Consider the following 14,212-nt stretch of genomic DNA (forward strand, 5'->3'; position numbering starts at 1 on the left):
CGGCCGTGAGGTGGCCGATACCCGTGAGCTTACGCTGCGGGTGGCGGAAGCCAAGGTGGGAGAGAGTCTGAAGGTGCGAGTGGTTCGGGGAGGGAAACCAAAGGATTTCACCGTGACCGTGGCCAGAAGGACGGACGATGAGGTTCGCGTACCCACCGAACCTTCCGATGAAAAGCCAGGGCCTGCAGGGGATGCCCTCGGACTTTCCTTGCAGGATCTGGATGCGGCGACTGCGGATCGCATGGGGGTGAACCGGGATGCCGGGATGGTGGTTGTCGCCGTGGCGGAAGGCAGTGCTGCCCAGAAAGCCGGTATCCGACGGGGAGATCTGGTGATGGAAATCAATCACCATAAAATCGATTCCCCCAAAGCCTATGAGCGGGTGCTGAAAAAGATCCGCAAAGGGGAGCGTATGCAGTTTCTTATCCAAAGAAGGGGGCAGCTCCTTGTCATTGCCATGGAGAGATAAGGCTGTGAAAAAGCCCGTATTGCCCCAGATCCTGCACGCCCCCGCCAAGGTGAATCTTTTTTTGAGGATCACGGGGAGTCGGCCTGATGGCTACCACGAATTGCAGTCTTTGATGTGTCCCATTGATCTTCAGGATACCATAGAGTTGGGGGCGGGTGAGGAGGGGATCCGCGTGCGTGTGGAAGGCGGGGGAGGTCAGGTTCCGGAAACGGAAGAAAACCTTGCCTTCCGCGCGGCCAGGGCCTTCTTTCGTGCGGCGGAGATTCTGCCAGCCCTGGATATCCGGATAGAGAAAAAAATTCCTGTGGCCGCAGGGCTCGGCGGTGGTTCCAGCGATGCGGCGGCGGTTCTGAAAGGCTTGAACCAGGCCCATGGGGAGCCTTTGTCGCAGCAAACGCTTTTGGACCTTGGGCTGGGGCTTGGGGCGGATGTTCCTTTTTTTCTCTCAGAGGGTGCAGCCTGGGCGGAAGGCATCGGAGAGCGGCTGGAAAGATTCAGAAATATTTTTCCTTTGCCCCTGGTTCTTGTGAACCCAGGGGTTCCTTTGCGTACGGCTGAAGTATATAAAAACCTGAAATGGGGATTGACAAAAGAAGGAATAAAAACTAAAAAACCTCATTTTGAAGAGGCCCTCATGGATCCATTGCCGTGGCTTTTCAATGACCTTGAGCCTGTGGCGATGTCGATGTGTGCCGAAGTGGGGCAGGTGAGGCAGGCGCTGGAAGGGTTTGGTGCGTTGGGGGTTCTCATGTCCGGCAGTGGGCCGACGGTGTTTGGTTTTTTTTCAGGCACCGAAGAGGCCAGCAAAGCAGCATTCTTTTTGTCCGAGCGCCATCCGGCCTGGTTAGTCCTGGCAACACGCCTTGTACCCTGAGAGGTGTGGGATGCCCTCATGCTGGGGCGTCGTCAAGCGGTAAGACACAGGATTTTGATTCCTGCATCCGGAGGTTCGAATCCTCCCGCCCCAGCCAAATTATTCCAAAACAGATTGCAGAGATAATGGACGAACTTGTATTGTTTGCGGGAAATTCAAATCCGCTTTTGGCATCCCGTATCGCTGAATATGTGGGCAAGCCCTTGGGCTGCGCCAAGGTCAGTAACTTCAGCGACGGGGAAATCCAGATAGAAATTCAGGAAAACGTCCGTAGCCGGGATGTGTATATCATCCAGTCCACCTGTAAACCGGTGAACGACAATCTGGTGGAGCTGCTGCTCATGCTGGATGCGGTGAAACGCTCCGCAGCCCGCCGTATTGCGGCTGTGATTCCTTATTTCGGCTACGCGAGGCAGGACAAGAAGGTGGCCCCGAGGGTTCCCATCAGCGCCAAGCTTGCTGCGGATATGCTGATGAAGGCGGGGGCCAATCGGGTTATCACCATGGATTTGCATGCAGGACAGATCCAGGGCTTTTTTGATTGTCCCGTGGATAACCTGTATGCAGCGCCTGTACTTCGGGATTATGCAAGGCGGGTTTTTGGAGCTACACCCGCGGATATTGCAGATCTTGTGATTGTCTCGCCGGATGCCGGCGGGGTGGAAAGGGCCAGGGCTTTTGCCAAATGCCTGCGGGCGGACTGGGCCATTGTGGATAAAAGGCGGGACATGCCCAATAAGGCTCAGGCCATGGCTGTAATTGGCAATGTCGCCGATAAAAACGTCATTATTCTTGATGACATGGTCGATACTGCGGGTACCCTCACAGAGTCTGCCCGCGCCCTTGCGGAAAAAGGCGCACGCTCCATCCATGCCTTCTGCACCCATCCCGTACTCTCCGGGCCGGCTGTGGACCGCATTGAAGCCTCCCCGATTCAGACCCTGGTGGCAACGGATACCATTCCTCTGAGCAAGGCCGCGCTGGAATCCGATAAGATTCATATTCTTTCCATTGCAGATCTGGTGGGAGAAGCCATTATCCGCAGCCATCGTGGAGATTCGGTAACCTCACTTTTTGTGTGATTGACGACGTTATTGTTAGGTGTAGACCTGAAGGAGAAAAAACCTTGGAATTCGTGACATTGAACGCGGAAAACCGCGAAGGTACCAAAAAGGGAGTATGCAGAAAACTGCGGGTGGATGGAAAAATTCCTGCGGTTTTGTATGGACGCAAGGTAGAAAGCCGGGATCTTGTGGTCTCTGTCAAGGATCTTGAGGAAGCCATCAGAAAAAGTGAGACGCGGGAACTCTTCTTTGATCTCAAGCTTTCCGATGGGAATTGTCCTGCCATGATGAAGGATTTCCAGAAGGATCCCATGACCGGTGCCTTTGTTCATGCGGATTTTTATGCCCTGGAACTGGATCGCAAAATAGAAGCCCGGGTGTATCTGAATGTGAAAGGACTTGCCAAAGGCGTGGATTTGGGGGGTACCCTGCGCGTTTTTGAAAGAATGGCCAAGGTGCGTTGTCTGCCTGGGAATGTCCCTGTCTCCCTGGAAGTGGATGTCACGGAGCTGGGACTGGGGAAAACCTATTTTCTGAAGGATGTTCCCACACCCGAAGGCGTTGAAATTCTGGTGGAAGGCAATATGCCTGTTGCTACGGTGATTGCGCCCAAGGGGGCTGCCGCAGCAACGGATGAGGAAGGCAAGCCCGCTGCCGCCGCTGCAGCCAAGAAAAAGAAGTAAGTCTTCCGGATAGCGGGGATTGGGTATGAAGGACGCAGGTCCTGTGTTGGTGGCCGGATTGGGAAATCCGGGCCACCGTTATGCGGGAACCCGGCACAATGCCGGTTTTCAGGTAGTGGAAGCCCTGAGCAGGGTTCTTTCCGTGCCTCTGGATAAGAATAAGTTTGATGCGGAATTTGGGCGGGGACGGGTCGGAGGGCGTGATGTTTTTCTGGTCAGGCCCCAGTCCTACATGAACCGGAGCGGTATTCCGGTCCAGAAGCTTTCCCGATTTTTTGACATTGAAATGTCAAATATCATTGTAGTATACGACGACATCGATCTTCCCTTTGGACGGATACGTATCCGTGAAAAAGGCGGACATGGTGGACACAACGGAATCAGATCCCTGATAGAGCATCTGGGGGGCCATGATTTTCCCAGGGTACGCATCGGCATCGGACGACCAGAAGGGGAGAAGGACGTTGCGGATTATGTGCTCAGTGGTTTCTCTGTTGCGGAAAAAGAGATCTGGCTCCGCGTGGTTGAAAGGGCGAGGGATGCTGTCTGCTGCATGGCAGAAAAGGGGATTCCCGCCGCAATGCAAATGTATCACGCGTAGTTTTTGGGTTTGTAGTAGTTGCTTTGTTTAACTTTATTTTTTGATGGAGGAAAGCATGGAATTCGTAATGGGGAACATCCCTCTGGCGTGTGCGCTGGTGGGGGGGCTCGGCATTCTCTTTGCGCTCATCCTGGCAGGGCTTGTAAAAGCCGCTCCTGCGGGTGACGAAAAAATGGCTGCCATTGCCAAGGCGATTCAGGAAGGCTCCATTGCCTATCTGAACCGTCAGCTTAAAAGCGTTGCCGTGGTGGGTGGTATTATCGCCGTGGTAATCTTCTTCGCCCTGGGTGCCATGAGCGCTCTGGGTTTTGTTATCGGTGCCGTTGCTTCCTATGTGGCTGGTTACATTGGAATGCGCGTTTCCGTTATCGCCAACGTGCGTACCGCAGAAGCCTCCAAGAACGGCCTCAACGCCGGTCTTTCCATGGCTTTCCGTGGCGGCACAGTAACCGGTATGATGGTTGCAGGTCTTGGCCTTGCTGCTACCGCGGGTCTCTATACTGCTACCGCCAATATTCCCGCCCTGGTTGCCCTGGGCTTCGGTGGCTCCCTCATCTCCATCTTCGCCCGTCTTGGTGGTGGTATCTTTACCAAGGGTGCGGACGTCGGTGCTGACCTTGTGGGCAAGGTTGAGTCCAACATTCCCGAGGACGACCCCCGCAACCCCGCCACCATCGCAGACAACGTTGGCGACAACGTGGGTGACTGCGCCGGTATGGCTGCTGACCTTTTTGAAACCTATGCCGTGACCCTGGTTGCCGCCATGTTCCTGGGCGACATCCTGTTCTCCGGCAATGAAACCATTATCATGTTCCCCCTGATTCTGGGCGCCATCTCCATTATTGCGTCCATCATTGCCAGCTTCTTTGTACGCCTGGGCGGCAAGAGCGAATACATCATGGGCGCTCTGTACAAAGGTATGTTTGGTTCTGCCATCATCGCAGCCGTTGCCTTCTACTATGCCACCATGTACTTCATGGGCGGTGTTGAAGGTGCTTCCGCCATCAACCTGTACTACTGCGCTCTGATCGGTCTTGCTCTGACGGTTGTGATCGTTATCATCACCGAGTTCTACACCGGCATCTTCAAGCCTGTAAAAGACATCGCTCTGGCCTCCACCACGGGTCATGGCACCAACATCATTGCAGGTCTTGCCGTTTCCATGCAGTCCACCGCAGCTCCCGTTCTGACCATCTGCCTGGGTATCTTCCTGGCCCACAGCTTTGCCGGTCTCTACGGTATTGCCATTGCTGCCGTATCCATGCTTTCCATGACCGGTATGGTTATTGCCATCGACGCCTACGGCCCCATCACCGACAACGCCGGTGGTATTGCTGAAATGGCTGAAATGGATGACGCCGTACGTGCTGTAACCGATCCTCTGGATGCTGTTGGTAACACCACCAAGGCCGTAACCAAAGGGTATGCCATTGGTTCCGCCGGTCTTGCTGCTCTGGTTCTTTTTGCATGCTATGTTCAGGAATTTGCCGTACACGGTGGCGAAGGCGCAGCTCAGCTCCGTTTCGACCTTGCTGACGTGAATGTAATCATCGGTCTCTTCATCGGTGGTCTTCTGCCCTACCTCTTCGCCTCCGTTGCCATGAGTGCTGTAGGTCGTGCCGGTGGTGCCGTTGTTGAGGAAGTACGCCGTCAGTTCCGTGAAATCCCCGGCATCATGGAAGGTACCGCCAAGCCTGATTATGCGGCCTGCGTGGATATCGTTACCAAGTTTGCCCTGAAGGAAATGATTGTTCCCGCCCTTCTGCCCGTAATTGCCCCCATCGTTGTAGGCCTTCTCCTTGGCAAAATCGCCCTGGGTGGTCTGCTCATCGGTGCCATTGTTACCGGTCTGTTCGTGGCCATCTCCATGACCACCGGTGGTGCTGCTTGGGACAACGCCAAGAAGTACATTGAATCCGGCCACTATGGCGGAAAAGGTTCCGACGCCCACAAGGCTGCTGTAACCGGTGACACCGTAGGCGACCCCTACAAAGACACCGCTGGCCCCGCAGTAAACCCCATGATCAAGATCCTGAACGTGGTGGCCCTGCTGCTGGTTCCCTTCCTGATGTAATCTGAACTTTCCTCTCCCCGTAAAAGGGGAGAGGGAGACAGAATGTATGTTTTTCGATGGGGTGTATCTTTAACAGATACGCCCCATCGTTGTTTATGCCTTGTTCTGCGGGGTTCTTGGCACTTGGGGGGAAATCATTTATTTAAAATGGTTGAACCCTTTGTCAACTTTGTGATATAAAAAACTTTTAAAGCATGAACCCCTAACAACGGTGGTGAAAAAATGGCAGAAAAGGCAATGACAGTGGAGGAAGGTACCCGCCAGTTTCATGTCGGTGACCTTGCGGTCTATCCCGCCCATGGCGTGGGCCGTATTGAAGCCATAGAGTCCCGCGAGATCAATGGGAAAAAACAGGATTTTTACATCATGAAAATCCTGGAAAACGGCATGGTCATCATGATCCCCACGGACAATGTGGAAAACGTTGGATTGCGGGATGTCATCGGCAAGCAGGATATTTCCAAAGTCTATGCGGTCATGACCAATAAGACGGGTACACAACAGGACAACCAGACCTGGAATCGTCGTTACCGTGATTATATGGAGAAAATCAAAAGCGGAAGCCTCTATGATGTGGCGGCGGTGTTCAGGGATCTCTTTGTTTTGAAACTGACCAAGGATCTTTCCTTTGGAGAACGCAAACTCCTGGATACGGCCCAGGGACTCCTTTTAAAGGAGCTGAGTCTCGCCAAAGAAACCGATGAAAAAAGCATGTTGACGGAAATAGAAAAACTCTTTTCTGCGTGAGCCTTTACCCTTTGGATATGGATTCTGAAAATTCGGGCGCTTTCTGCCATCAGGTCACCCAGGCCGATGACGGTAAGCGCCTGGATGTTTTTCTGGCGGAGTGCATGGAAAGTCTGAGCCGTTCTCTGGTTGCCCAGATGGTGCGGGAGGGGATTGTCCATGTGGATGGCAAGCCTGCCAAGCCTTCTTTGAAATTGAAACCTGGACAAAGGGTCCATGGAATGGCACCTGCATTGAAACCCAGTGCCCTTGTGCCTCAGGATCTGGAGCTTGACATTGTCTACGAGGATGCGCACCTGCTGGTGCTGAACAAAGCCGCAGGAATGGTGGTGCATCCGGCCCCTGGACATCCCGATGGCACCTTGGTCAATGCCCTTCTGCACCACTGTCCGGATCTCGGTGGCATTGGTGGGGAGGCCAGGCCTGGCATTGTTCACCGTCTGGACAAGGATACTTCAGGCCTCATGGTCGTGGCCAAGCATCAGCTGGCCCATGAACGATTGGTTCTCATGTTTCATGACAGACTGACGGAAAAGCGGTATGAGACCCTGGTATGGGGAGAGATGGCCAATGAGAGTGGTCGCCTGGATGCCCCCATTGGGAGACATCCCGTGGACAGAAAACGCATGGCGGCTCACGCCCCCTCCGGCAGACAAGCCCTTTCCCTGTGGCGGGTGAAGGGACGCTATTCCGGGGTGACACGGCTTGAAGTGGAAATAAAGACCGGGCGTACCCATCAGATCCGGGTCCACCTTGCCCATGCCGGTCATCCCATTGTGGGGGATGAGCTGTACGGTCTGCGCAAGGTGGGAGACAGAATCCGGGATTCGTGGATGCGGGCCCGGCTTGCACAGGTCACGCGGCAGATGCTCCATGCGCGGTTTCTGGCTTTCCCACATCCTGTGGGCGGCAGGGCCATGGTGTTTGAATCCAACCTGCCTGAGGATATGGGAAACCTGATCAGGGACTTGGCCCCATGGCAGGTGAAAGGGAATGAAAGCTGTGCAGGATCTTTTTGAAAAAGCAGATACCATCTATGAAGAGCTTCATGAAAGGCTTCTTCCCCTGATGGAAGAGGCCATTTGTGGCCCAGGATGCGCCTTTTGCTGTACGGGAGCAGGGAGTATTGATATCAGCACCCTTGAGGGCTTGCGCATTCTTCTCCATGTGGAATCCCTGCCCCAGGAGATGCAGGGCAGAATCCGTAAGGCTGTGACCAAGGACCACAAAAACCGGCGTCAGGAAAGGCGGGCATCCTGTCCTTTTCTGCGTAAAAACCGAACTTGCAGCATTTACGAGATCCGTCCCCTGGTCTGTCGTCGTCTGTATTCTCTGGAGCCTTGCCTGGCGCGGGGACCTGTGCTTCACAAAGAGGCCATTGCCCTTGGAAGGGAAGCCCGGGATAAGATGCAGCGTCTCGACATGCAGGGATATTCCGGTCACATCTCTTATATCCTTGGACTTTTTGATGAGCCAGGTTTCAGAACCCTGTACCTTGCCGGAGGTTTTGATCCTTCCCGGGTAATGAGCTATGGAAAGGACCATAAACTTGTGATCCACCGATCTATCCACGGAAAAACCTGAATATGCCATGGGGCGAAGGGAAGGCCCCGGATGTGGAGCGATGCATGCCGTCATCTGAAAAATCCCGCAGACCCCGCCTTGTGGATACCCACTGCCATCTCCAGGATGACAGAATCACCAACGCGCTCTCCTCCCTTCTTTTGGAAGCAAGGGCGGCGGGGGTCGGTTATTTTGTATGCTGCGGTGCGGAGGAGGATGACTGGGATCGAGTGCGGATTCTTTCCCTTTCCCATGAGGGGGTGGTGCCTTTTTTCGGACTGCATCCCTTTTATGTGGAGACCCGGAGCCTTCGCTGGGATCTGGCTCTGGGGGATCTGCTTTCTGCCATGCCGGACGCGGGGGTGGGAGAGGTGGGGCTGGATGGGATGGCTGTGCGCCATAGTCTGGAGGAACAGGAAAAGGTTCTGATTACCCAGCTTCGCCTGGCGCGGGATCTGAAAAGGCCCCTTTCCCTCCATTGTCGAAAAGCCTGGGGCCGTATGCTGGGGATTTTAAAAAAGGAGGGCGGACTTCCCCATGGAGGCGCTTTCCATGCCTGGTCCGGATCCCCGGACATGGTACCTGAGGTGGAGAAACTGGGAGCTTATATCGGCTTTGCGGGATCCCTGACCCGCATGGCCAATCGTAAGGTAGCCCGGAGCGCCCTCGTGGCATCGCCTGATCGCATACTCATTGAAACCGATGCCCCGGATATTCCACCGGAGGGGGTCGAAAGTCAAATGAACGAACCTGCCTGGTTGATCCGAACCTTTGATGCTCTGGCGCGGATCCGGAACCTGGCGGATCTGGCCCTCGCAGAACAATTGTTCCGTAACAGCCAGAATTTTCTATCTTTTCTTTCTGGAGTGCGCCTTTTACCATGAACCCGGCTTTTTCACGTATTGTACAGTTGATGGGTAAGGAGGCTTTCGAGCGTCTGCAAGGGGCGCGGGTGACGATCTGTGGCATGGGAGCTGTGGGGTCCTTTGCGGTGGAAGCCCTGGCCCGCAGTGGGGTGGGGCACCTGCGTCTTGTGGATTTTGACGTGGTGGAGGCATCCAATATGAATCGTCAGCTTTTTGCTCTGCATTCCAGCCTGGGGCAGCCTAAGGTGGCACTTGCCGCAGCCCGGGTCCGGGATATTGCCCCAGGTTGCACCGTCGAGGCCCTGAATCTTTTCATTGATTCCGATTCCCTGCCCCGTATCCTGGACAATGCGCCCCATGTGGTGCTGGACGCCATTGATGGTCTGAACTCCAAAGTGATGTTGATCCGGGAAGCGCTTTTGCAGGATCTTTATATCATCAGCAGCATGGGTGCTGCTACGCGCTATGATCCGGGGGCCATCCAGGTGGCGGATATTTCCAAAACCCATCACTGCCCCCTGGCCCGGATGGTGCGGCGCCGACTGCACCGATTCGGTATTGAAAAGGGGCTTGTCTGTGTTTTTTCTCCGGAGCCTCCCCAGAATGCAGAAGTACCGGTGGTGCAGAGACCGGAAACCCAGACCAGGGGGCGGACCCGAACGCCCTTGGGTTCTCTGGCCCACGTGACCGGCAGCTTTGGCTTGCGCATGGCGGGTCTGGCTCTGGACCGGATTTTGGAGAGAAGGCCTGACGAAAGGGATAAAGGAGGCAGCGAATGATCCAGATGGTCTACATGACGGCGGGAAGCCAGGAGGAAGCGGAGAAGCTGGCGCGGATCCTTGTGGCAGAAGGGCTTGCAGGTTGCATCAATGTGTTTTCCGGAATGCGCTCTTTTTATGTCTGGGAAGGAGAAAGTCAGGAAAGCAGCGAGTGGGTGCTTGTGGCCAAAACAACCCCAGAGGTGTTTCCGAAGCTGCGTGAACGGGTGCTGACCCTGCATACCTATGCCTGTCCCTGCATTCTTGCCCTGGATGTGGTGGATGGGCATGGACCTTTTATGGATTGGGTTTCGCAAGGAGTGCAGAAGGCCTGAGCCTTGCGGCCATTGTTGTTTTGGATGGGGATTTTTTTTTGATAGATAAAATTTATTTGACCCCTCCGGAAGCAGGCGTTACTTTGCGGAATAAGGGAGACCGTAAGCCCTTTTCGTTTCTGCCGACAAACCCTGCGCCATTTTACGGCGTAGAGAAAGGATTTTTTCATGTTCACGGTAACACCGGATGCACAAAAGGAAGTGGCGGCTTTTTTCCAGGGTAAGGAAATTCAGCCCATTCGTATTTTCATTCACGGCGGCGGTTGTGGCGGCCCGATGGTGGCAATGGCCCTGGATGAGGAAAAGGAAAGCGATGTGCGCTTTGATGTGGCTGGCATTCCCTACGTGGTGGAAAAGGATCTGTTTGAAGCAGGAAAGCCCTTTGAGATCGCCTTTAACGGGATGGGTTTTGCTGTGAATTCCAGCATCAAACTGGAAGGCGGGGGCGGATGCTCCGGCTGCAGCTCTTCGGGTTCCTGCGGCTGCTGATTTTTTGATAAAAATTTTAAAGAGAAAAAAAGATCTGTTCTTGAAAAAAAGAGGACAGATCTTTTTTTTATGTCTGGGGCGTGAGATTCACGGGGAAATTTTCTTTTCGAGGGCCTGGGCTACGGCAATGTCTGCTTCAAGAAGATCTAAAGCGAGGAGCTCCTTGGGTTTGATCCACAGAATGCGGTCATGGACCCGGAGCTGGAAGTGAGGATCCGGACTGTGGGCAAAAAAGACGTGAAGCCTGAGTTCGCCGTCAGTGCGTCTGTGGCGGGATTCCATGAAAAATTCCGGAGGGTCAATGGAAACGCCCAGTTCTTCAGAGATCTCCCGGACAATGCAGGCTTCCGGGCTTTCCCCTTCACGGATTTTGCCCCCTGGAAATTCCCATTTTCCTCCCTGGGGCTGGTCAGGAGATCTGCGGGCGATGAGTACCTGATCGTTGTTCCTGAAAACAGCGGCTGTGACATGCAGGATATTCATTCGGAATATCCTCCGCCGCATCCGGTCTGGGGTCTGTAGGGTGCGGGAGATATTTCATAGCGTCGCATGATCTGCTGAAGCGCCTGACGTTCCAGGCCACAAGCCTTGGCCGCACGGCTGACGTTGCCCCGGTTGCGTTTCAGCAGCCTTGCAATGTAGACATGATTGAATCCCTTGAGTGCCTCTTCTTTGGCGTCCTTGTAGTTGGCCTGGTTCAGGGCTGCGGAGCAGGGACCCAGAGGTTTGGGGCCCGAAAGATGAACGTCATCGGGACCGATTTCCAGGGTATTGGAAAACAAGATTCCCTGAATGAGGGTATTTTCCAGTTCCCGGATGTTTCCCTCCCAGGGGTGAGCCACAAGGCGTTTCATGAGATCCGGGGCAATATGTTTTCCGTGCTTTTTAAGTTTATGGCAGTTTTTTTCAAGGAGGGCCTGGGCAAGGGGAGGGATATCCTCAGGTCTTTCCCGCAGAGGGGGCAGGTGGATATGCCGCTTGGCCATGGCCTGGTAAAAATTCTCGTCGAAGTGCTGGTCTTCAACTTTTTTTTTAAGATTTCTCCGGGTGGAGGCGAGGATGCGCACACCCGGATGGGGTGGAGCGGATGTGAGCAGATTGGAAAGTCGTTTCTGAACGGAAAGAGCCAGATCCCCGATTTCGTCAAGAAAAAGGGTGCCTCCCTGGGCGGCGGCGAGAAAACCTTCTTTTTTTGGGGAGAAATCCTGACGATTGTCAGTGGATTCCCCAAAAATTTCGTTTTCAAGAAGGTTTTCTCCGATACTGGGGCAGTGTACCCGGATAAAAGGTTCCTTTGCCCTGGGGCTGCGCTGATGGAGGGTGCGGGCGGCCAATTCCTTTCCCGTGCCCGATTCACCGGTGATGAGCACAGGATCTTCGGTGGGGGCAATCATCAGAATGGCGTCAAGAACATCTTTCATGGCGCTGGATTGACCGGCTATGCGGGAAAAGATTTTGTGACAGTGACAATCCTGGCTGAGTTTTTGTTTTTCCCGGATCAGAAGGCAGCGCTCCAAAGCCCGTCGGATGGCAGGTCCGAGGGAAAGGGGGGTGAGGGGCATCTCCAGGAGATCGTATGCCCCGGTTTCCAAGGCCTCTGTGGCGAGATTCTCGCCTGTCTCCACCCCAAAAAGAAGGATGGTGGGGTCCGAATGCATGGCCAACAGATCTTTTAAAAAATGTAGTGGATCGGGTCCGGAGGCGCGGACATCCATGAAAACCAGATCATACACATGGGGAGAGAAGCACTGGAGGGCGCTTTCCTTGCTGTCAGCGGTGCTGGCGGCGCAGGCGCAGGCTCCCGAAAGTGCCTGCTGGAGGGTCAGGAGGGCGTCCTGTTCGTCTGTAATGATAAGGATACGGGCTGGTGTCACGTTTTTTGTGTCTTTATGCCTTTAAAAGTTTCATGCAGGGATCCGGGTTTTCTAAGGAAAGCTTTTTTAACCGGATGGGGCGGGGCTATCACATTGCCCCAATCCCTGGGTCCTGGATATTTTGTTTCTCTTATCAGTCTTTTGTAATGGGGTCAAAGCGGAAGAGGGGACACCCCTGGCAGGCATCCAGGCCTGGCCAGGGATGGTCCCCCTTGCCCACGAGGGAGGTTCCGCCATGGGCCTGCTGCCGCTTTCCGAGCTGCTCCACGGTGGGCAGAAAATGGCTTCCCGGCAGGGTGAGATTCATATATCCCATTTCTGTTTTTCCCGAGGCCTTGGAACCTGCGCACATGGTGTTCATGTTGGGGCTTTGTTGAAGATGGGCCCATACGCTGCCGCCACATACGGCGGAATTGGGCGTGTGGCGGAAATTCAGGTGGGTTTTACCCATGGCGGCCATGTAATCATTGAGGATATGGTAGCCCTGGAAGGGGAGTACCATCATGTATACGACGTCCGGTGTGCGGCCCAGGCCATCAAAGGTATCAAGGGGAGCCAGATAGACCCCCTGGTAGCGGCCAGGGGGAAGATGCACCTTGTCTCTGGCAGCCTGAAGGGAAAGGTCCGGATCCAGCAGGTATTTCTGGTGAGCCTTTGCGTCAGGAATATTTTCCACTTCCCGAAATCCGAATCCAAGTTGGGCATTCCGACACAAAAGGCGCTCTTTTTCCATGAAAAGAGCGTATCGCGCCTGCCGTGCGGCGGTCACATACTGGCAGAAGGTGAGTTTGTTTCGGGTTTTGTGGGTCTGGGGCAGATCGCATGCCCTTTCTTCCTGGGTGACAAAGAGGAGGCCAACGGGGTCAAAGTCCAGTCTGAAGGCGAAAATGAGGCGGTCTAAGGCTTCTTTATAGGTCATGTCTTTCCTCCATGGATAATATTTTCAGCGGCAGGGTACGCGTATTTTTCCCGAAGGGCAAGGGGAGGAAAGCCAGGACAGGCCTGCCGCTTTGGGTTGGCGCTGCAAGCACTCTGCTGCGCCTTTGGGGAGTTGCGGGTTGCAAAGTATAAAGAAAGGGCGGGGCTGAGAGGCCTTTCCATGCAGGACTCAGCGTCTGAAAAGGGGGGCTGGGGCTGGTATGGAAGATGCATTAAATTTTATTTGTTAATTTCTGGATTTTGACCTTAAAAATAAGTGTAAAATCCCTTGACAGGCGGCGCTGGTTTTTGCAATAGGATAAATCCTTAAATGCAGTGCAGGGATGGGTACGGAGTTTTGGCTTTTTGCTTCTCCGGTCGACAAGGAGGTCTCGGCGCCGTACTTTTGTTTTTTTGTACTGAAACCGTTGTTTTTAGTTCGTACTGGCGAATTCAAGCTTCAGGAGTCCTTATAAGATGCTGATCGAAGAGCAGTCCCTCATTGAGTATATGTACATCATGCTCTTTTTAGGTGTGGGCTTCATGGCGGCCTTTGCACCTTTTATTGTGGCCTGGTTTCTGGCTCCCCGCAGAAAACTCACGGCCCACCATGTCACCAACTATGAGTGCGGCATGGAGCCCTATGGCCAGGCCTGGGATTTTCGTTACGGGGTGGCCTATTACCTCTACGCCCTCATCTTTCTGGCCTTTGATGTGGATATTCTCTTCCTCTACCCCGTGGCAACGGCTTTCCATAATGCGGAACCCCTGCGCGCGGTGGTGGAATTCATCATTTTTGTGGGTATTCTGTCCCTTGCCATCATTTATGCCTGGGTCAAAGGAGTCTTCAATTGGCAGAGAAGAAACAATTCATAAGCCTTGACGCCCATGTGGCGG

The 14,212-nt window shown here is 54.1% G+C and carries 17 protein-coding genes and 1 tRNA gene; 15 read left to right on the forward strand and 3 right to left on the reverse strand.

Annotated elements, in window-relative coordinates:
* The 14 genes from RBR60_RS12575 to RBR60_RS12640 form a co-directional block, all read left to right on the forward strand.
* The coding region (locus RBR60_RS12575; RefSeq protein WP_320357302.1) for a PDZ domain-containing protein at nucleotides 1–469 on the forward strand (469 nt) is incomplete at its 5' end.
* Nucleotides 470–473: 4 nt separating this feature from the next.
* The gene (locus RBR60_RS12580) at nucleotides 474–1,343 is read left to right on the forward strand and encodes a 4-(cytidine 5'-diphospho)-2-C-methyl-D-erythritol kinase (RefSeq protein ID WP_320357304.1); all 870 of its coding nucleotides are present in this window, start codon (nucleotides 474–476) and stop codon (nucleotides 1,341–1,343) included.
* Between the two features lie 22 nt (nucleotides 1,344–1,365).
* Nucleotides 1,366–1,440: transfer RNA gene (locus RBR60_RS12585), tRNA-Gln, on the forward strand.
* A gap of 28 nt (nucleotides 1,441–1,468) precedes the next feature.
* On the forward strand, nucleotides 1,469–2,425 hold the full coding sequence (locus RBR60_RS12590; RefSeq protein WP_320357306.1) for a ribose-phosphate pyrophosphokinase: 957 nt from the start codon (nucleotides 1,469–1,471) through the stop codon (nucleotides 2,423–2,425).
* A 53-nt stretch (nucleotides 2,426–2,478) separates the two neighbouring features.
* Nucleotides 2,479–3,090 carry a 50S ribosomal protein L25 gene (locus tag RBR60_RS12595; protein WP_320357378.1) on the forward strand — a complete coding sequence of 204 codons (612 nt, stop codon included), beginning with the start codon at nucleotides 2,479–2,481 and terminating at the stop codon, nucleotides 3,088–3,090.
* 25 nt (nucleotides 3,091–3,115) lie between these two features.
* Complete coding sequence (pth, locus tag RBR60_RS12600; RefSeq protein WP_320357308.1) at nucleotides 3,116–3,691, forward strand: aminoacyl-tRNA hydrolase; 576 nt, start codon at nucleotides 3,116–3,118, stop codon at nucleotides 3,689–3,691.
* 55 nt (nucleotides 3,692–3,746) lie between these two features.
* Nucleotides 3,747–5,765 (forward strand): sodium-translocating pyrophosphatase, encoded by a 2,019-nt coding sequence (locus RBR60_RS12605; protein WP_320357310.1) that lies wholly within the window; start codon nucleotides 3,747–3,749, stop codon nucleotides 5,763–5,765.
* Between the two features lie 222 nt (nucleotides 5,766–5,987).
* Nucleotides 5,988–6,512, forward strand: a complete 525-nt coding sequence (locus RBR60_RS12610; RefSeq protein ID WP_320357312.1) for a CarD family transcriptional regulator — start codon at nucleotides 5,988–5,990, stop codon at nucleotides 6,510–6,512.
* A gap of 17 nt (nucleotides 6,513–6,529) precedes the next feature.
* Nucleotides 6,530–7,531 (forward strand): RluA family pseudouridine synthase, encoded by a 1,002-nt coding sequence (locus RBR60_RS12615; protein WP_320357314.1) that lies wholly within the window; start codon nucleotides 6,530–6,532, stop codon nucleotides 7,529–7,531.
* A complete protein-coding gene (locus RBR60_RS12620; RefSeq protein ID WP_320357316.1) occupies nucleotides 7,506–8,096 on the forward strand; it encodes a YkgJ family cysteine cluster protein in 591 nt (196 codons plus the stop codon). The genes RBR60_RS12615 and RBR60_RS12620 overlap by 26 nt, the downstream gene beginning before the upstream one ends.
* Before the next feature lie 44 nt (nucleotides 8,097–8,140).
* Complete coding sequence (locus RBR60_RS12625) at nucleotides 8,141–8,959, forward strand: TatD family hydrolase (protein ID WP_320357318.1); 819 nt, start codon at nucleotides 8,141–8,143, stop codon at nucleotides 8,957–8,959.
* Nucleotides 8,956–9,720, forward strand: a complete 765-nt coding sequence (locus RBR60_RS12630; protein WP_320357320.1) for a tRNA threonylcarbamoyladenosine dehydratase — start codon at nucleotides 8,956–8,958, stop codon at nucleotides 9,718–9,720. The genes RBR60_RS12625 and RBR60_RS12630 overlap by 4 nt, the downstream gene beginning before the upstream one ends.
* Nucleotides 9,717–10,034, forward strand: a complete 318-nt coding sequence (gene cutA, locus RBR60_RS12635) for a divalent-cation tolerance protein CutA (protein WP_320357322.1) — start codon at nucleotides 9,717–9,719, stop codon at nucleotides 10,032–10,034. The genes RBR60_RS12630 and cutA overlap by 4 nt, the downstream gene beginning before the upstream one ends.
* Before the next feature lie 168 nt (nucleotides 10,035–10,202).
* Nucleotides 10,203–10,523, forward strand: coding sequence for an IscA/HesB family protein (locus tag RBR60_RS12640; protein WP_320357324.1), 321 nt, complete (start codon nucleotides 10,203–10,205; stop codon nucleotides 10,521–10,523).
* 87 nt (nucleotides 10,524–10,610) lie between these two features.
* Here RBR60_RS12640 and RBR60_RS12645 read toward each other — a convergent pair whose 3' ends face one another.
* The 3 genes from RBR60_RS12645 to RBR60_RS12655 all read right to left on the reverse strand — a co-directional run bounded on the left by RBR60_RS12645 (nucleotide 10,611) and on the right by RBR60_RS12655 (nucleotide 13,316).
* Nucleotides 10,611–11,006 (reverse strand): (deoxy)nucleoside triphosphate pyrophosphohydrolase, encoded by a 396-nt coding sequence (locus RBR60_RS12645; RefSeq protein WP_320357326.1) that lies wholly within the window; start codon nucleotides 11,004–11,006, stop codon nucleotides 10,611–10,613.
* A complete protein-coding gene (locus RBR60_RS12650) occupies nucleotides 11,003–12,397 on the reverse strand; it encodes a sigma-54 dependent transcriptional regulator (RefSeq protein ID WP_320357328.1) in 1,395 nt (464 codons plus the stop codon). Before RBR60_RS12650 ends, RBR60_RS12645 begins: the two co-directional genes overlap by 4 nt.
* Before the next feature lie 133 nt (nucleotides 12,398–12,530).
* A complete protein-coding gene (locus RBR60_RS12655; RefSeq protein WP_320357330.1) occupies nucleotides 12,531–13,316 on the reverse strand; it encodes a DUF169 domain-containing protein in 786 nt (261 codons plus the stop codon).
* Between the two features lie 476 nt (nucleotides 13,317–13,792).
* Between RBR60_RS12655 and RBR60_RS12660 the strand changes: the two genes are divergently transcribed.
* Nucleotides 13,793–14,191 carry an NADH-quinone oxidoreductase subunit A gene (locus tag RBR60_RS12660; RefSeq protein ID WP_320357332.1) on the forward strand — a complete coding sequence of 133 codons (399 nt, stop codon included), beginning with the start codon at nucleotides 13,793–13,795 and terminating at the stop codon, nucleotides 14,189–14,191.
* Nucleotides 14,192–14,212: the final 21 nt, after the last annotated feature.

This window comes from Desulfobotulus sp. (assembly GCF_034006065.1).
In the GTDB taxonomy this organism is placed as follows: Bacteria; Desulfobacterota; Desulfobacteria; order Desulfobacterales; family ASO4-4; genus Desulfobotulus.